Origin of the sequence: Streptomyces sp. NPDC048002, assembly GCF_040653275.1 — a bacterium.
Lineage (GTDB): Bacteria > Actinomycetota > Actinomycetes > Streptomycetales > Streptomycetaceae > Streptomyces.
This window is the reverse complement of record NZ_JBEZNL010000007.1, coordinates 119,276-136,293: the sequence shown is the minus strand read 5'-3', so window position 1 is coordinate 136,293 and position 17,018 is coordinate 119,276. Positions and strand designations below refer to the sequence as shown.

15 protein-coding genes are annotated in these 17,018 nt (G+C 71.1%); 5 read left to right on the top strand and 10 right to left on the bottom strand.

What is annotated here, in order from left to right:
• Positions 1-57 precede the first annotated feature (57 nt).
• Both AB0E07_RS12615 and AB0E07_RS12610 read right to left on the bottom strand, forming a co-directional pair.
• Positions 58-360, bottom strand: a complete 303-nt coding sequence (locus AB0E07_RS12615; protein ID WP_362249403.1) for a hypothetical protein — start codon at positions 358-360, stop codon at positions 58-60.
• A complete protein-coding gene (locus AB0E07_RS12610) occupies positions 357-1,292 on the bottom strand; it encodes an SPFH domain-containing protein (RefSeq protein ID WP_362249400.1) in 936 nt (311 codons plus the stop codon). The genes AB0E07_RS12615 and AB0E07_RS12610 overlap by 4 nt, the downstream gene beginning before the upstream one ends.
• Before the next feature lie 246 nt (positions 1,293-1,538).
• Between AB0E07_RS12610 and AB0E07_RS12605 the strand changes: the two genes are divergently transcribed.
• A complete protein-coding gene (locus AB0E07_RS12605) occupies positions 1,539-3,830 on the top strand; it encodes a transglycosylase domain-containing protein (RefSeq protein WP_362249398.1) in 2,292 nt (763 codons plus the stop codon).
• A gap of 65 nt (positions 3,831-3,895) precedes the next feature.
• On the opposite strand, the gene AB0E07_RS12600 is transcribed toward AB0E07_RS12605, so the two are convergent.
• From AB0E07_RS12600 to AB0E07_RS12585, 4 genes are all read right to left on the bottom strand, one after another.
• Positions 3,896-5,992, bottom strand: a complete 2,097-nt coding sequence (locus AB0E07_RS12600) for a SpoIIE family protein phosphatase (protein ID WP_362249396.1) — start codon at positions 5,990-5,992, stop codon at positions 3,896-3,898.
• Between the two features lie 268 nt (positions 5,993-6,260).
• Positions 6,261-6,953, bottom strand: coding sequence for a DUF402 domain-containing protein (locus tag AB0E07_RS12595; RefSeq protein WP_362249395.1), 693 nt, complete (start codon positions 6,951-6,953; stop codon positions 6,261-6,263).
• Between the two features lie 72 nt (positions 6,954-7,025).
• The gene (locus AB0E07_RS12590) at positions 7,026-8,414 is read right to left on the bottom strand and encodes a class II fumarate hydratase (RefSeq protein ID WP_362249392.1); all 1,389 of its coding nucleotides are present in this window, start codon (positions 8,412-8,414) and stop codon (positions 7,026-7,028) included.
• 199 nt (positions 8,415-8,613) lie between these two features.
• Entirely contained in the window at positions 8,614-10,284 is a 1,671-nt protein-coding gene (locus AB0E07_RS12585) for a fumarate hydratase (RefSeq protein ID WP_362249389.1), read from the bottom strand.
• A 167-nt stretch (positions 10,285-10,451) separates the two neighbouring features.
• Between AB0E07_RS12585 and AB0E07_RS12580 the strand changes: the two genes are divergently transcribed.
• Together AB0E07_RS12580 and AB0E07_RS12575 are read left to right on the top strand one after the other, a co-directional pair.
• Positions 10,452-11,141 carry a DUF1707 domain-containing protein gene (locus tag AB0E07_RS12580; protein WP_362249386.1) on the top strand — a complete coding sequence of 230 codons (690 nt, stop codon included), beginning with the start codon at positions 10,452-10,454 and terminating at the stop codon, positions 11,139-11,141.
• Positions 11,142-11,303: 162 nt separating this feature from the next.
• Positions 11,304-11,681, top strand: a complete 378-nt coding sequence (locus tag AB0E07_RS12575) for a WhiB family transcriptional regulator (protein WP_362249383.1) — start codon at positions 11,304-11,306, stop codon at positions 11,679-11,681.
• A 106-nt stretch (positions 11,682-11,787) separates the two neighbouring features.
• Here the strand turns inward: AB0E07_RS12575 and glpX are convergent, their stop codons facing one another.
• On the bottom strand, positions 11,788-12,822 hold the full coding sequence (gene glpX, locus AB0E07_RS12570; RefSeq protein ID WP_362249380.1) for a class II fructose-bisphosphatase: 1,035 nt from the start codon (positions 12,820-12,822) through the stop codon (positions 11,788-11,790).
• A gap of 127 nt (positions 12,823-12,949) precedes the next feature.
• Between glpX and AB0E07_RS12565 the strand changes: the two genes are divergently transcribed.
• Positions 12,950-13,474 (top strand): DUF4245 domain-containing protein, encoded by a 525-nt coding sequence (locus AB0E07_RS12565; RefSeq protein ID WP_362249377.1) that lies wholly within the window; start codon positions 12,950-12,952, stop codon positions 13,472-13,474.
• Positions 13,475-13,553: 79 nt separating this feature from the next.
• Here AB0E07_RS12565 and AB0E07_RS12560 read toward each other — a convergent pair whose 3' ends face one another.
• The 3 genes from AB0E07_RS12560 to xseA all read right to left on the bottom strand — a co-directional run bounded on the left by AB0E07_RS12560 (position 13,554) and on the right by xseA (position 15,771).
• On the bottom strand, positions 13,554-14,144 hold the full coding sequence (locus AB0E07_RS12560) for a malonic semialdehyde reductase (RefSeq protein ID WP_362249374.1): 591 nt from the start codon (positions 14,142-14,144) through the stop codon (positions 13,554-13,556).
• A 175-nt stretch (positions 14,145-14,319) separates the two neighbouring features.
• Positions 14,320-14,553, bottom strand: coding sequence for an exodeoxyribonuclease VII small subunit (locus AB0E07_RS12555; protein WP_362249371.1), 234 nt, complete (start codon positions 14,551-14,553; stop codon positions 14,320-14,322).
• 9 nt (positions 14,554-14,562) lie between these two features.
• Positions 14,563-15,771, bottom strand: coding sequence for an exodeoxyribonuclease VII large subunit (xseA, locus tag AB0E07_RS12550; protein WP_362249368.1), 1,209 nt, complete (start codon positions 15,769-15,771; stop codon positions 14,563-14,565).
• A gap of 221 nt (positions 15,772-15,992) precedes the next feature.
• On the opposite strand from xseA, the gene AB0E07_RS12545 reads away from it, so the two are divergent.
• Positions 15,993-17,003 carry a 4-hydroxy-3-methylbut-2-enyl diphosphate reductase gene (locus tag AB0E07_RS12545; RefSeq protein ID WP_362249365.1) on the top strand — a complete coding sequence of 337 codons (1,011 nt, stop codon included), beginning with the start codon at positions 15,993-15,995 and terminating at the stop codon, positions 17,001-17,003.
• The last annotated feature ends 15 nt before the right edge of the window (positions 17,004-17,018 follow it).

Genomic DNA, 17,018 nt, shown 5'->3' with positions numbered 1-17,018 from the left:
AGGTGGGGGCCGATTGTCACGGTTCTGCTACCGGGGATCGGGGGATCGATCGGGGGGCTACGGGGACTCGGGCAGATCCGCCGGATTCATCGGCTCCGCCGGATTCGCCGGCTCCACCGGTTTCGCCTGCTCCACCGGCGCCGCCGCTTCCGCGGGCGGACGGCCGCGGCGCGGGATCGGCCCGGCCCCTCCGGGCAGCCGCCCCGCGTCGGCCAAGGCCTTGCGGAGCAGGAACTCGATCTGCGCGTTGGCCGAGCGCAGCTCGTCGCCGGCCCACCGGGCGAGCGCCTCGTGGACGGCCGGGTCCAGCCGCAGCAGCACCTGCTTGCGCTGCGGCCGGCCCTGGGGAGCGGTCGTCACTGGTAGAGGGTCCCCGTGTTGAGCACCGGCTGCGGCGCGCGGTCCCCGCACAGCACCACCATCAGGTTCGACACCATCGCCGCCTTGCGCTCGTCGTCCAGTTCCACGATGTCCCGCTCGGAGATCCGCACGAGAGCGGCCTCGACCATTCCGACGGCTCCGTCCACGATCTGCCGCCGGGCCGCCACGACCGCCCCGGCCTGCTGCCGCTGGAGCATCGCCGAGGCGATCTCGGGAGCGTACGCGAGATGCGTGAAGCGCGACTCGATGATCTGCACTCCGGCCGCCTCCACGCGCGCGTGCAGCTCGGTGGCGAGCTTCTCGGTGATCTCCTCGGCGTTGCCGCGCAGCGACAGGCCGTCCTCGTCGTGGGCGTCATAGGGGTACTCGATGGCGATGTGCCGGACCGCGGCCTCGGTCTGGGTCGAGACGAACTCCAGGAAGTCGTCGACCTCGAAGCTCGCCTGCGCGGTGTCCTCCACCTTCCAGACCACGACCGCGGCCAGCTCGATCGGGTTGCCGTAGGCGTCGTTGACCTTCAGGACGGCCGTCTCGTGGTTCCGCACCCGGGTGGAGATCCTCGTCCGCGAGGTGAAGGGGTTCACCCAGCGCAGTCCGTCCTGCCGGATCGTCCCCCGGTACCGCCCGAAGAGCTGGACCACCCGGGCCTCGCCCGGCGCGACCATGTTCAGTCCGCACATCGCGAGGAAGGCGGCGAGGGCGACCAGGACGCCGCCGGTGATCAGCAGGGCCTTGACGCCGGTCGCGTCGATGGCGGTCGCGGCGACGACGCAGCCGGCCCCGGCGGCCAGTCCCAGCAGGCCGAGCAGCAGGGCGAGGCCGCCGCCGATGCTGTGCGCGGCGAACTCCCGCACCCGCGGGGCGGGCATCTCGGGCAGGTCGGCGGCGACGGGCGTCTGGTGGTCGGGCATGAGTGTGTCCCCCGTTTCAGATACTAGCTAGTTCCTAGCCAAGTGATATCACATTAATCGCCGAGGCAACCCTCCGCACCTCTCGGTGGTCGGTTCCGGTGAAACGGGTGCTGATTGTCACGTCCGTAAAAGACCGGATCGGCGGCCCTTTGTCACATCTCTCGGTGTTAGTTTTCTGAGCTGACCTGAGCGGCGAACCTGTGTGGCACGAGTGCACACCAGAGCGAAGCGGAGCGGATCGGACTCATGGGACGAGCGGAAGAGAGACGAGCACGGCAGCGCGGTGGCCGCCGCGCCGCCCCCGGGCGTCGCCGCTCGTCGAACGCGGACGGCCGCGGCCTCATACGCCGGCTGTTCACCTGGAAGAAGGTGCTCGGCACCTTCCTCGGGCTCTGCCTGCTCGGCATCGGCGGCTTCATCGTCCTGTACATGATGGTCGACATCCCCAAGGGGAACGCCGCCGCACGCCTCCAGAGCAACGTCTACAAGTACAGCGACGGCACGGTCCTGGCCCGTGACGGAGAGGTCAACCGCGAGATCGTCGACCTCTCCAAGGTGCCCGAGGACGTCCGGTACACCTTCGTCGCCGCCGAGAACAAGACCTTCTTCAAGGACTCCGGCGTCGACCTGAAGGGCACCGCCCGCGGCGTGGTCAACACCCTCAGCGGCAAGGGCGCGCAGGGCGGATCGACGATCACCCAGCAGTACGTCAAGAACTACTACCTCACCCAGGAGCAGACGGTCACCCGCAAGCTCCGGGAGCTGGTCATCTCGCTGAAGGTCGACCGCCAGCTGTCCAAGGACGACATCCTCGCGGGCTACCTCAACACCAGCTACTTCGGCCGCAACGCCTACGGCATCCAGGCCGCCGCCCAGGCGTACTACCGGGTCGACGCCGAGGACCTCGACATCGAGCAGGGCGCCTACCTCGCCGCCCTGCTCCAGGCGCCGAGCCAGTACGACTGGGCGGTCGCCTCCGAGACCGGCAAGAAGCTGGTCAAGGCGCGCTGGAACTACGTCCTGGACAACATGGTCGAGGAGGGCTGGCTGGACGCATCCGAACGCGCGTCGATGAAGTTCCCGGTGCCCGAGGAGCCCAAGGCCGTGGCCGGCCTCGACGGACAGAAGGGCTACCTGGTCGACCTCGCCAACAGCCAGCTGGAGGAACAGCTGATGAAGCAGGAGGGCATCTCCCGCTCCGAGGCCGAGACCCAGGTCAAGAGCCAGGGCTGGACGATCACCCTGAACATCGACCGCAAGAAGCAGGCGCAGCTGGAGAAGGCGGCCAAGACCCAGCTGACCAGCAAGCTGAACCCGAAGAAGCGCTCCGTCGACGCCGACATCCAGGCGGGCGCCGTCTCCGTCGACCCCAAGACGGGGAAGATCGTCGCCCTGTACGGCGGCCAGGACTACTTCAAGCACTACCGCTCCAACGCGACCCGGGTCGACTACCAGCCGGCCTCCACGTTCAAGCCGGTCATCCTCGCCGCGGCGCTGGAGAACGAGGCCGAGACCCAGGACGGCGACCTGATCGGCGCCAAGACGGTCTACGACGGCACCAGCAGGCGCCCGGTGGTCGACGCCAACGGCAACAAGGTCGGCTTCTCCCCGCCGAACGAGGACGACGTCGACTACGGCGACGTCACCGTGCAGACCGCGATGAACAAGTCCGTCAACTCGGTCTTCGCGCAGATGGGCGTGGACGTCGGCATGCAGGACGTGATGGACACCGCCGCCGCCCTCGGCATGGACGACGACCTCCAGGCGGTGCCCGCCCAGACGCTCGGCACGATGGGCGCGAGCCCGCTCCAGATGGCCGGGGTCTACGCCACCCTCGACAACCACGGCAAGCAGGTCACCCCGACCCTGATCAAGTCGGCCGAGCAGCACAACCGCACGGTCACCATGCCCGACCCGATCGGCGACCAGGTGATCAGCCGCGAGGCCGCGGACACCGTCACCTCGGTGCTGACCGGTGTGGTCGACGACGGTACGGCCCGGACCTCGGTGCGCGACAACCCGGCCCGCGACGGCCAGGAGGTCGCCGGCAAGACCGGTACCTCCGACTTCGGCCGCTCGGCCTGGTTCACCGGCTACACACCGGATCTGGTGACCTCGGTGGGGCTGTTCGGCGAGGACGCCAAGACGGGCAACCAGGTCAACATGAAGGGCGCCACGGGCACCCTGCCGGGCACCGGACGCGTCAACGGCGGCGGACTGCCCGCGCAGGTCTGGGCGGCCTACATGTTCGGGGTGACCGACCCGGACGCCGAGTTCGACCTCGACACCGACCAGGGCGCGGCGGTGGAGCCGACCTGGACGCCGACGAAGACGAAGGAGCCGTCCGAGACGCCGTCCGAGGAGCCGACCACCCAGGCCCCGACGACCGAGGCCCCGACCGAGACGCCCACCGAGACGCCCACCGACACCCCGACGACCGGGGAGCCGACGGAGGAGCCGACCACCGAGGCGCCGACGACGACACCTCCCACGGACGACATCCCGGAGGACCCGGTCGAACCGGACGAGGAGAGATAGCCGAAGGGCGCCCGGTGATCACCGGGCGCCCTTCCTCTTCGTCCCGTTGTCGCCGCGCGGTGCGGTCAGCCGTGGTTCAGCTCGAACCAGACGACCTTGCCGGTGCTCAGGCGGGTGGCTCCCCACCGCCGGGCGAGCCGGTTCACCAGGTACAGCCCACGGCCGCCCTCGTCCGTCGCCCTGGCCTGCCGCAGCCGAGGCAACTGCGGTACGTCGTCGCCGACTTCGCACCGCAGCACATCGGTCCTCAACAGACGCAGCGTGACCGGCCGGGAGGCGTACCGCACCGCGTTGGTGACGACCTCGCTCACCAGCAGCTCCACCGAGTCGGTGAGTTCCTCCAGGCCCCAGCGCGACAGCGCCCGCCGGGCCAGCTTCCGGGCCCGGCCCGGGGCCGCGTCCTCCGGTTCCAGGAACCAGTAGGCGACGTCGCTCGGCGCGATCCCGTCGAACCGCGCGGCGAGCAGCGCGATGTCGTCGTCCCGGTCGCCCGGCCCGAGCATGTCGAGCACCTCGTCGCAGAGCGCCTCCAGCGGCGGCGGATGGTCCGGGCCGGTGAGCTGGGCGGTCGCGGCGAGCTTCTCCCGCAGCTGCTCTATCCCGGTCCACACGTCCCGCAGCCGCGACTCCACCAGCCCGTCGGTGTACAGCAGCAGCGTGGCCCCGGCGGGCGCGTCCAGTTCCACCGCCTCGAAGTCGACACCGCCGACGCCGATCGGGGCGCCCGGCGGCACCCGCAGCACCTCGGCCCGGCCGCCCAGGTGCAGCAGCACGGGCGGCGGGTGGCCGGCGTTGGCGATCGTGATCCGGTGCGAGACCGGGTCGTAGACGGCGTACAGGCAGGTCGCCATGCGGTCGGTGCCGAGCCGCTGGGCCTGCTCGTCGAGGTGGTGCAGCACCTCCTGCGGCGGCAGATCCAGGCCGGCGAGGGTCTGGGCGGTCGTGCGCAGCTGCCCCATGATCGCGGCGGACGTCATGGAGTGGCCCATCACGTCGCCCACCACCAGCGCCACCCGGCTGCCCGGCAGCGGGATCGCGTCGTACCAGTCGCCGCCGACCCGCGCGGTCTCCGCGGCCGGGAGATAACGGGACGCGAGCCGGACCCCGGTCGGCCGGGGCAGGTTCTCGGGCAGCATGGTCCGCTGCAACTCGTCCGCGATGTACGCCTCACGGCCGTACAGGACCGCCTTGTCGATGCCGAGGGCGCTGTGCGTGGCGAGCTGGGCGGCGACCAGGAGGTCGTCCGCCTCGAAGGCGATGCGCTCCGGGCGGCGCAGGAACAGGGCCGCGCCGATCACCCGGCGCCGGCCGCGCAGCGGCGCGAGGATCGCGCGCTGCCCCTCGGGCACCACCGACTCCCCGTCGCTGCCGAGGAGTTCGGGCAGCGCGGCGCGGGCAGCGGGCGCGTCGGCGAACACCGGACGGACCCCGCGCAGCACCTCGGCGAGCGCGCCGCCCGGCTGTACCTCGCACAACTCGGCGGTGACGGCGGACAGTTCGGCCAGCTCGGTCGGCTCCGGCACGCCCTGCGCGGGCAGGAAGCCGCTCTCCGTGTCCCGGTCCTCGGGTATCCGGTCGGTGCGGCGCAGCCGCAGCACGACCGGTCCGGTGGGCCGCTCGTCGCCGACCGGCAGCGGATCGCGCAGGTAGACCAGGATCGCGTCGGAGAACGTCGGCACGGTGGCCCGGCACAGGCCCATCACGATCTCGTCGAGATCGAGGCCGCGGGCGATCCGCCGGGTCGCGGCACCCACGAACCGCAGCCGGTCGCCGTCCCGGCGCATCGGCGTGGGCCGACCCGGTGTCAGGGACTGCCCGGTGCGCCGCTCCTGACCGGCGGCCGCCGGGTCCTGGTCGGTGCCCGGCTGGGCCGGAATGGCCTCCGGGACCGGCCGGGGACGGTGGGTGTCCGCCTCCGTGGCGGAGGAGGGCTGCGCATGCTCGGGACCGTTGCTCACGAGGGCCTTGTCGTTGCCGGACGGTGCGGTCGTGCCCGGGATGGAGGGCGGTTCGCCGGTACGCGCCTGCGGGGGTAACGCGGCGCCGGCGGAAGCGCGGGAGGGACTCGGGGCGCGCAGAAGCCCCCCGCGTGCGTCCGCGGGGTCGGCGCCCGGGGGGCGCTCGAAGGAGGTCGGCTGCTCCGTCACGCGTGTCGCATCCATCCGTCCGGGCCGTGTGGTTCGTCCCGCCGAAGTCCCGATACCCGCAATACGTGCCCGGGGAACGGGATTCCCGCGTGGTCAGAGGCTGTTCCTGTGCCGCCGGCGGGCTGTGCGCCGCCCGTACCGGTGTTGCCCTCGTACCCCTCGCTCACGTCCTGCCGCCCCTCGGTGACGATCGGTCAAGCCCAGTACGCGCTCCGGTCGTTGCCACCGCGCGCTCTTGCGGAGGACGATCCTACGTTTCCTGCCCGGGGGCGCATCAAGGGTCTCATGAGGACACGTGCGCGGGCGTACGGTCCAAGTCCTCCGGCAGAGACGGTACAGCCCAGGACGGGTCCGGGCGCCAGTGCTGCCAGCCGTCCGAGAAAGGCGGCCCCCAGGCGCGGATCGTCTCCACGGCGGCCCGGCCCGCCTCCCGCACCCGTTCGGCCGCCGGTGCCGACATCAGGCCGTCCTGCTGGGCCTGCGCGAACTCGTCCTCGTCCCGCCAGCCCCAACTGCGGTCCGGGTAGACGCAGATGTCCAGGAAGTGGTCCTCGGAGTCCACCCCGCCGGCCCAACGGGCCAGCGGTTCCTCCAGGTTCACGTACCAGTTCTTGAACCGCCAGCCCGGCTCCCAGAACAGCCACACCGACCAGGGCTCACCGGGTCTGGCCAGTTTCAGTACCCCGGTGCCGAACCAGCGGTCGCGCTGCACCGTGCGGGGCTTGGTGTAGCGCGACCGCAGCGGCTCCTGGTGGACGGGGGTGCCGTCGGCGAGGGTGGGCTTGAGGCACTCGGTGCCCGGCGCGAGCCACACGGCGAGCAGATCGGCGTCGTCGCGCACCACCGTGACCGGGCGCACGATGTGGAAGCGCGCACCGGCGTTCTGCCGGTACCGCCACAGGATGTGACTCCCGGGCGCCCAGTAGGTCGTGGATCCGCCCGCTTCCGTCGTCGTCATCGCTCCGCCGTCTGCCATGCACAGATATTAGGTGTCACCCCCGGACGACGCTGCGGCGAACGTCACGGTTCGCGGTCGCGACGGAAAACGTCACGGCCGTGTCATCCGCAGGACATCCAGGGCTTCGTCCAGCTCAGCGAGGGTGAGGTCGCCGCGTTCCACATATCCGCCCTCCAGCACGACTTGACGGATGGTCCGGCGTTCCGCGAGCGCCTTCTTGGCGACCTTCGCCGCCTCCTCGTACCCGATGTACCTGTTGAGCGGGGTGACCACGGAGGGTGACGACTCGGCGTACTCGCGGGCCCGCTCGCGGTGGGCGACGATGCCGTCGACCGTGCGGTCGGCGAGCAGCCGGGAGACGTTCGCGAGCAGCCGCACGGACTCCAGCACGTTCTTGGCGATGACCGGCAGCATCACGTTCAGCTCGAAGTTGCCGGCGGCGCCCGCGGTCGCCACGGTGGCGTCGTTCCCGACGACCTGCGCGGCGACCATCAGCACGGCCTCCGGGACGACCGGATTGACCTTGCCGGGCATGATCGAGGAGCCGGGCTGCAGATCGGGCAGCGAGATCTCCGCCAGCCCGGTGCGCGGCCCCGAGGCCATCCACCGCAGATCGTTCGCGATCTTCGTGAGCCCCACCGCGATCGTCCGCAGCTGCCCGCTGACCTCGACGATCCCGTCCCGGGCGCCCTGCGCCTCGAAGTGGTCCCGGGCCTCGGTGAGCGGCAGCCCGGTGGCCCGCGCCACCTCCTCGATGACGGCCGCGGAGAACCCGGGCGGGGTGTTGATCCCGGTGCCCACCGCCGTGCCGCCCAGCGGCAGCTCGGCGAGCCGGGGCAGTGAGGCGTCCAGCCGCTCCACGCCGTACCGCACCTGGGCCGCGTACCCGCCGAACTCCTGCCCCAGGGTGACGGGCGTGGCGTCCATCAGATGCGTACGCCCGGACTTCACCACGTCCGAGAACTCCTCCGCCTTGCGCTGGAGGGAGGCGGCCAGGTGGCCCAGGGCCGGGATCAGGTCGCGGGTGACGGCGGCGGTGGCGGCGATGTGGATGGAGGAGGGGAAGACGTCGTTGGAGGACTGCGAGGCGTTGACGTGGTCGTTGGGGTGCACGTCCCGGCCGAGCCGCTCGCTCGCGAGGGTCGCGATGACCTCGTTGGTGTTCATGTTGGACGAGGTGCCGGAACCGGTCTGGAAGACATCCACCGGGAAGTGCTCGTCCCACCGGCCCTCGGCGACCTCCGCGGCGGCCTCCTGGATGGCGGCGGCCACGTCCTTGTCGAGCACGCCCAGCTCCGCGTTCACCTTCGCCGCGGCGCCCTTGATCCGAGCCAGCGCCTCGATGTGCGCCCGCTCGATCCGCTGCCCGGAGACGGGGAAGTTCTCCACGGCCCGCTGCGTCTGCGCCCGCCACTTGGCGCCCACGGGAACCCGGACCTCACCCATGGAATCGTGCTCGATGCGATAGTCGTCGCTCATACCCGATACAGCGACCGACGGGTCCCGGATGTTCCGGGACGGGTCTCATTCAGCCCGTCCGGGGTGATCTCTCAGCCCGTCCGGCGTTTGAGGACAAGGCCCTTTAGGGGCCGAAGGGGGGTCTGGGGGCACAGCCCCCAGGGACGGGAAGGGAAGGGGCGGCGGGGGCGAAAACCCACCCCCGCCCGCCCCCGCGGCACTACACCAGCCCAGGCCCCCGCACCGGAATGGAGGTGAACGTAGGCGCCGGAGCCGGATCCTGGAAGAAGTCGTTCCCCTTGTCGTCGACCACGACGAACGCCGGGAAGTCCTCGACCTCGATCTTCCAGACCGCCTCCATGCCGAGCTCCTCGTACTCGACGACCTCGACCTTCTTGATGCAGTCCTGGGCGAGCCGGGCCGCAGGACCGCCGATCGACCCGAGGTAGAAGCCCCCGTGGGCCCCGCACGCGTCCGTGACCTGCTTGCTCCGGTTGCCCTTGGCGAGCATCACCTTGGAGCCCCCCGCCGCCTGGAACTGCTCGACGTAGGAGTCCATGCGGCCGGCCGTGGTCGGGCCGAAGGAGCCGGAGGCGTACCCCTCGGGCGTCTTCGCCGGACCGGCGTAGTACACCGGGTGGTCCTTGAGGTACTGCGGCATCTCCTCGCCCGCGTCCAGCCGCTCCTTGATCTTGGCGTGCGCGATGTCACGGGCCACGACCAGCGGGCCGGTGAGGGAGAGCCGGGTCTTGACCGGGTACTTGGTCAGCTCGGCGAGGATCGTCTCCATCGGCTGGTTCAGGTCGATCTGCACCACGTCGTCGTCGCCCGCGGCGAGGTGCTCGTCGGTCGTGTCCGGCAGGAACCGGGCCGGGTCGGTCTCCAGCTGCTCCAGGAAGACGCCCTCGGCGGTGATCTTCGCGACGGCCTGCCGGTCGGCCGAGCAGGAGACGGCGAGGGCGACCGGGCAGGACGCGCCGTGCCGCGGCAGCCGCACGACCCGCACGTCGTGGCAGAAGTACTTGCCGCCGAACTGGGCGCCGATGCCGATCTTCTGCGTCAGCTCGAAGACCTTCTCCTCCAGCTCCTTGTCCCGGAAGCCGTGGCCGAGCGGGGAGCCCTCGGCGGGGATCTCGTCGAGGTAGTGCGCGGAGGCGTACTTGGCCGTCTTCAGCGCGTACTCGGCGGAGGTGCCGCCGACGACGATCGCCAGGTGGTACGGCGGGCAGGCGGCCGTACCGAGCGAACGGATCTTCTCCTCCAGGAACTTCATCATGGAGGCCTCGTTCAGGACGGCCTTGGTCTCCTGGTAGAGGAAGGACTTGTTGGCGGAGCCGCCGCCCTTGGCCATGAAGAGGAACTTGTAGGCGCCGCCGTCGGTGGCGTACAGCTCGATCTGCGCGGGCAGGTTGGAGCCGGTGTTCTTCTCCTCCCACATGGTGAGCGGAGCCATCTGCGAGTAGCGCAGGTTGAGGTTGAGGTAGGCGTCGTAGATGCCGCGGCTCAGGGCCGCCTCGTCGCCGCCCTCGGTCAGCACGTTCTGTCCGCGCTTGCCCATGACGATCGCGGTGCCGGTGTCCTGGCACATCGGCAGGACGCCCGCGGCCGCGATGTTCGCGTTCTTCAGCAGGTCCAGCGCCACGAACTTGTCGTTGCTCGACGCCTCGGGATCGTCGATGATCCGGCGGAGCTGGGCGAGGTGGGCCGGGCGCAGATAGTGCTGGATGTCGTGGATGGCCTCCGCGGCGAGCTTGCGCAGCGCCTCCGGCTCGACCTTGAGGAACGTCCGCCCGTCGGCCTCGAAGGTGGAGACACCCTCGGAGGTCACCAGCCGGTAGGGGGTGGTGTCCTCTCCCATGGGGAGCAGGTCGGTGTACGCGAACTCAGGCATCGATGCCATTCCTCACTCGACTGATGCGGCGACCGCCCTCCATTGGGCAGCGCCCACCAGCGTAGAACCTGCCGTCCGCGCCGGGCTTGTGAGGTAAGGCTCAGTTCGAGCGGGGCTCGGGCCGGCGGGGGCTATCGCGATCTATCGTGTTTGGGTACGCTGCTGTCGTGGACCTTCAGAAGCAGACCGCGCCCACCACCGCCTCCTCCGCCGACCTGCGCGCCTCCGACGCCGACCGCGACCGGATCGCCGACATCCTGCGCGAGGCCCTCGCCGAGGGGCGCCTCACCCCCGACGAGCACGGTGAGCGGGTCGAGGGGGTGCTGAACGCCAAGACGGTGGGCGAGCTGGAGGTCTTCATCAAGGACCTGCCCGCGGCGCACGCCCCCCGCACCGGGCCGACCCACACCTCCGTCCCGAACCGCCCCGGCAACCTCCCCGACGACCCCGACGACCACGCCGTGGCCGTCTTCAGCAGCGCCGTCCGCAGAGGACGCCGGCGCGCCGGGCGCCGGATCCACGCGTACGCCGTCTTCGGCAGTGTCGAGATCGACCTCAGCGAGGCGATCTTCGAGTACCAGCAGGTCGTCATCAAGGCGTTCGCGGTCTTCGGCAGTGTCGAGGTGCGCGTCCCGGAGAACGTGTCGCTGCGCGGCGCCGGCGGCGGTGTCCTCGGCAGCTTCGAGGTGGACAGCCTGGACGCGGAGGACCCTGCGGCGCCGGTGGTCTACGTGGACGGGTGGGCCGTGCTGGGGAGCGTCGAGGGCCGGGCCCGGCGCGGCAAGCTGGTGGCGGACATCCTCGACCGGGTCCACGACAAGGTCGACCGGAGTTTGCGCAAGCACCTGGGCCGTTGACGGTCGCGAACCGGAGCCGGGGCGAGGGCGGCCGGTCCGCCCGTCCGTCCGCTCCGCGGTCCCGTGGGCCGGCGGTTCGGAACTGACTGCATAGGCACGCGTACAGCGGGTAGACCTTGCTGCATCGTCTCTCGCTCGCGAAGCCGTCGTCAGGAGTAGACCGTGCTGCAACCGCCGCATTCGTCCCTGCAGGTAGCCGCCGTTCCGGCCCAGCGGGAGCCGGTGCGAGACAGGGACCAAGAAGCCCCGTGGCACACCGAGGCGGTGTGCCGACGCGACGAGGCCGGCCTGTTCTTCGCCCCCTCCAAGGAGCCCACAGCGGCACGGCTCTCCCGCGAGGAGGCGGCCAAGCGGGTCTGCGCCCGCTGTCCGGTCATGGTCGAGTGCCGCGAGCACGCCCTGCTCCAGCCCGAGCCGTACGGCGTCTGGGGCGGCCTGACCGCGGCCGAGCGCCGGGTCGTCCTCGCCCGGCGGCGGCGCCGGGACGTGGAGCTGAAGAAGGCGGCCAGGTCGGCCGACCGCATAGCGCAGGCCGGCTGAGCCGAGGACCCGACGGCTCCCACCAACAGGGAAAAGGGCGCCCCCACCGCACCGGGGGCGCCCCACTCCTCTGCCGCGCCGCACCGCGGCCCCCGTGGCAGGGGCGCTACTTGGCCCGGTCGAAGTCGATCGCGCTGTAGGCCCGCAGCTTGCTCAGCCGGTGCTCGGAGTCGATCCGGCGGACCGTCCCCGACTTCGAGCGCATCACGATCGATTCGGTGAGCGCCGTCTCCGAGCGGTAGCGCACGCCCCGCAGCAGCTCGCCGTCGGTGATGCCGGTCGCCACGAAGAACACGTTCTCGCCGGTGACCAGGTCCTCGGTGGTCAGCACCTTGTCCAGGTCGTGCCCGGCGTCGACCGCGCGGGCCCGCTCCTCGTCGTCCTTCGGCCACAGCTTGCCCTGGATCGTGCCGCCGAGGCACTTCACGGCACAGGCCGAGATGATGCCCTCCGGCGTACCGCCGATGCCGAGCAGCAGGTCGACGCCGGTGCCCTCGCGCAGCGCGTAGATCGATCCGGCGACGTCGCCGTCGGAGATCAGCTTGATGCGCGCGCCGGCCTCCCGGATCTCCTTGATGATGCCCTCGTGGCGGGGCCGGTCGAGGATGACGACGGTGACGTCCTCGGGCGTGACGCGCTTGGCCTTGGCGACCCGGCGGATGTTCACCGAGACCGGGGCGTCGATGTCGACGAAGTCGGCGGCCTCGGGGCCGGTGACCAGCTTGTCCATGTAGAAGACGGCGGACGGGTCGAACATCGCCCCGCGCTCGGTGGCCGCCAGGACCGCGATGGCGTTGGGCATGCCCTTGGCGGTCAGCGTGGTGCCGTCGATCGGGTCGACGGCGATGTCCACCTCGGGGCCGGTGCCGTCGCCGACCCGCTCCCCGTTGAAGAGCATCGGCGCCTCGTCCTTCTCGCCCTCGCCGATGACGACGACGCCGTTCATCGACACGGTCGAGACGAGGGTCCGCATCGCGCGCACGGCGGCACCGTCGGCGCCGATCTTGTCGCCGCGCCCGACCCAGCGGCCCGCGGCCATGGCGGCCGCCTCGGTGACCCGGACGAGCTCCAGGGCCAGGTTGCGGTCGGGAGCCTCGGAGGGGACATCGAGTTCGGACGGCAGATGATGATTTTCGGTCATCGGAGCGCACCTTTCTGATACGACGACGGCCGGATGAGGGTGTGGCCCAGACTCTATCGTCAGGTCGACAAAATGAGCAGGGGGCCCCACGGATGAGCGGACCGGGGCACCTGCGACGATAGGGGGCGTGGCAGGTACGAACGCTAAGAAGCAGTCGGTCCGGAACATGGTCCTCTCCCTCGCGGTGACCATCCTCGCGGCGGGAGTCGTCTACGTCTTCATTCCGCACGACGACTCCGCTCCTGACGTCCCCCGGGTCGACTACCGGGTCGAGCTGCTCACGGCCCGGCGCGCGGCGTCGTACCCGGTGGCCGCCCCCGAGGGCCTGGCCCAGGAGTGGAAGGCGACCTCGGTGCGGTTCCGGGGCGACGAGGCCGACCTGTGGCACCTCGGCTACCACGCTCCCGACGGGGAGTACGTCCAGGTCGAGCAGTCCGCTCACGAGAAGACGAAGGTCTTCATCGACGAGGCCACCCAGGGCGCCAAGGAGACCAGGGCGACCCAGGAGATCGGCGGCGAGACCTGGACCCGCTACGCGGGCGGCCGCTACGACGCCCTGGTGCTGAAGGCGGACGGCTCCACGACCGTGGTCGCGGGCACGGGCTCGTTCGGGCAGCTCGCGGAGATGGCGGGCGCGCTCAGGACGGAGTGAGGCCCTCACCCGTCCACGCGGACATGACGAAGGCCCCCGGCGATCGAGCCAGGGGCCTTCGTCATGTCCGTGCGAGGGCTCAGACGGTGGTGATGACCTCGTCGTACGCCAGGCGCGGGGAGCGCGGGAACCAGGCGTCCTCGCCCGGCCTGCCGATGTTGACGACCATCAGCGGGGTGTGGTCGTCGTCCAGGAACTCCTTGCGCAGGCCCTCGAAGTCCAGGCCGGTCATCGGCCCGGCGGCCAGGCCGGCGGCGCGGACGCCGATGATGAAGTACGCGGCCTGGAGGGCGGCGTTCAGCGTGGCGGAGCCCTCGCGGACCGGGCGCTCGCTGAAGAAGGCGTCCTTGGCCTGCGGGAAGTGCGGCAGGAGTTGCGGCAGCTCCTCGTGGAACTCGTTGTCCGCGGAGAGGATCGCGACCAGCGGGGCGGTGGCGGTCTTGGCCTGGTTGCCCTCGGCCATGTGCCGCACCAGGCGCTCGCGGGCCTCGGGGGAGCGGACCAGGGTGACGCGCAGCGGCGACTGGTTGAAGGCGGTCGGGCCGAACTTGACCAGCTCGTAGATCGCCTGCACCTGCTCCTCGGTCACCGGCTCGTCGGTGAAGGTGTTCGCGGTGCGGGCCTCGCGGAACAGCAGGTCCTGGGCGGCGGGGTCAAGAACGAGAGACATGCGTGAACCTTCTCGGGGTGTGCGTCGGATCCGGGGTGCCGGATCGGCTGACATCACGACCATAGGCGAGTGATGTTCAATGTTCAACAAAAACTGGAGTATGGTGATCCGCTTCACAGGGCGGACCACCGGGCCCCGTGCGGCGGCTGACGGAGCGCCGAAGGCGAAGGGGGCGCTACTCCTCGCCCTCGGCCTCCTCCCGCGCCCCCTCCTCGGCGAGTGCCGCGTCCAGCCGGGCCCGCGCGCCGTCCAGCCAGCGCCGGCACACCTTCGCGAGCTCCTCCCCGCGCTCCCACAGCGCGAGCGACTCCTCCAGCGTCGTACCGCCGGCCTCCAGCCGCCGTACGACCTCGATCAGCTCGTCCCGCGCCTGCTCGTAGCCGAGCGCCTCATCCACCTTGCCGGTCATGCCCTCACCCTAAGAATCGACTCTGACACTGAACTCACCCTCGGCGACCCGCGCCCGCAGCACCTCGTCGCCGCTCACCTCGTCCGGATCGCGCACCACATGCCCGTCGGCCCGCTGGAGCACGGCGTAACCGCGCTTCAGGGTCGCCGCCGGGGAGAGGGCCACCACGCGCGCGTGCGTGTGCGTCAGCTCCGAGTCGGCGCGGTCCAGGAGATGGCCGAGGGTGCGGCGGCCCCGCTCCAGGACGGCCGCGACCTGGTCGGCGCGCTCGTCGATCATCCGGTGCGGGTCCTCCATCGACGGCCGGGCCAGGGCGTGGGCGAGCCCGCGCTCCTCCCGCTCGACGACCGCCCGCACACAGCGCCGGGCCCGGTCGCGCAGCATCCGGACCCGCTCGTACTCCTCGCCCACGTCCGGCACGACCTTCTTGGCGGCGTCGGTGGGCGTGGAGGCGCGCAGATCGGCGACGTGGTCCAGCAGCGGGTTGTCCGGCTCGTGCCCGATCGCGGAGACCACCGGTGTACGGCACGCGGCGACCGTCCGCACCAGCTGCTCGTCCGAGAACGGCAGGAGGTCCTCCACGCTGCCGCCGCCGCGCGCCACGATGATCACGTCGACGTCGTCCATCGCGTCGAGCTCCTTCACCGCCTGCACCACCTGCGGCACCGCGTGCACGCCCTGCACGGGGACGTTGCGCACCTCGAAGCGGACGGCGGGCCAGCGGTGCCGGGCGTTCTCCAGCACGTCCCGCTCGGCGGCGGAGGCCCGCCCGCACACCAGGCCGACCAACTGCGGCAGGAACGGCAGTGCCTTCTTCCGCTCCGGTGCGAACAGCCCCTCCGCGGCCAGCGCCTTCTTCAGCTGCTCCAGCCGCGCGAGCAGCTCGCCCACGCCGACCGGCTTGATCTCGGCGGCCCGCAGCGACAACTGCCCGCGCGGGGCGTACCACTCCGGCTTCGCCAGCACGACGACCCGGGCGCCCTCGCTCACCACGTCCGCGACCGCGTCGAAGACCTGCCGGTAGCAGGTCACGCTCACCGAGATGTCGTACGAGGGGTCCCGCAGCGTCAGGAACACCACGCCGGCGCCCGGCCGCCGCGAGAGCTGGGTGATCTGCCCCTCCACCCACACGGCCCCGAGCCGGTCGATCCACCCTCCGATGAGCCGCGACACCTCACCGACGGGCAGCGGCGATTCCGCGGACGTGTTGAGCGCCATGCCGGTGAGCGTATCCGCCCCCACCGACATCGAACCGCCCCCTGACGTGCCCGGAACCGTCCCCCGGGCACGGGCACCCGACTCACCCCCGCCCGGCCCGCCACCCCGCGGCGGCCCTCCGGGGCGGGCGTAGCGGACGCCGTACCAATGTCGGACATGCCGCCATCGTCCTGAGTGGTCGTCCCCGACGCGATCTTCGGGCCGCCGAACGCGGCCTTACGATGGGACGCATGACTGCTTCGCCTGGCCGCCGTGTCCTGCTCGCCGCCCCCCGGGGCTACTGCGCGGGTGTGGACCGCGCCGTGATCGCCGTCGAGAAAGCCCTGGAGCAGTACGGGGCTCCGATCTACGTCCGGCACGAGATCGTGCACAACAAGTACGTCGTCCAGACCCTGGAGAAGAAGGGCGCCGTCTTCGTCGAGCGGACGGAGGAGGTGCCGCCGGGCAACATCGTGATGTTCTCCGCGCACGGCGTGGCCCCCGTCGTCCACGACGAGGCCCGGCGCGGACAGCTCGCCACCATCGACGCCACCTGCCCGCTCGTCACCAAGGTCCACAAGGAAGCCGTCCGCTTCGCCAACGAGGACTACGACATCCTGCTGATCGGCCACGAGGGCCACGAGGAGGTCATCGGCACCTCCGGCGAGGCCCCCGACCACATCCAGCTGGTCGACGGCCCCGAGGACGTCGCCAAGGTCGAGGTCCGCGACCCCTCCAAGGTCGTCTGGCTGTCGCAGACCACCCTCTCCGTCGACGAGACCATGGAGACCGTCGACGCCCTCCAGGAGAAGTTCCCGCAGCTCATCTCGCCGCCGAGCGACGACATCTGCTACGCCACGCAGAACCGTCAGCTCGCCGTGAAGCAGATGGGCGCCGAGGCCGAGCTGGTCATCGTGGTCGGCTCGCGCAACTCCTCCAACTCCGTGCGGCTGGTCGAGGTCGCCAAGCTGGCCGGCTCCCGCGAGGCCTACCTCGTGGACTTCGCGAGCGAGATCGACGAGGCCTGGCTGGAGGGCGTCACCACGGTCGGCGTCACCTCCGGCGCGTCCGTACCGGACGTCCTCGTCGAGGAGGTCCTGGAGTGGCTCTCCCAGCGCGGCTACGGCGATGTCGAGCTGGTGAAGGCCGCCGAGGAGTCGATCACCTTCTCGCTCCCCAAGGAGCTGCGCCGGGACCTGCGCGAGGAGGCCGCGGCCCTGATCGCGGAGCGCAAGGGCGCCTCCCGGGAGTGACGGTCAGTCCTCCGT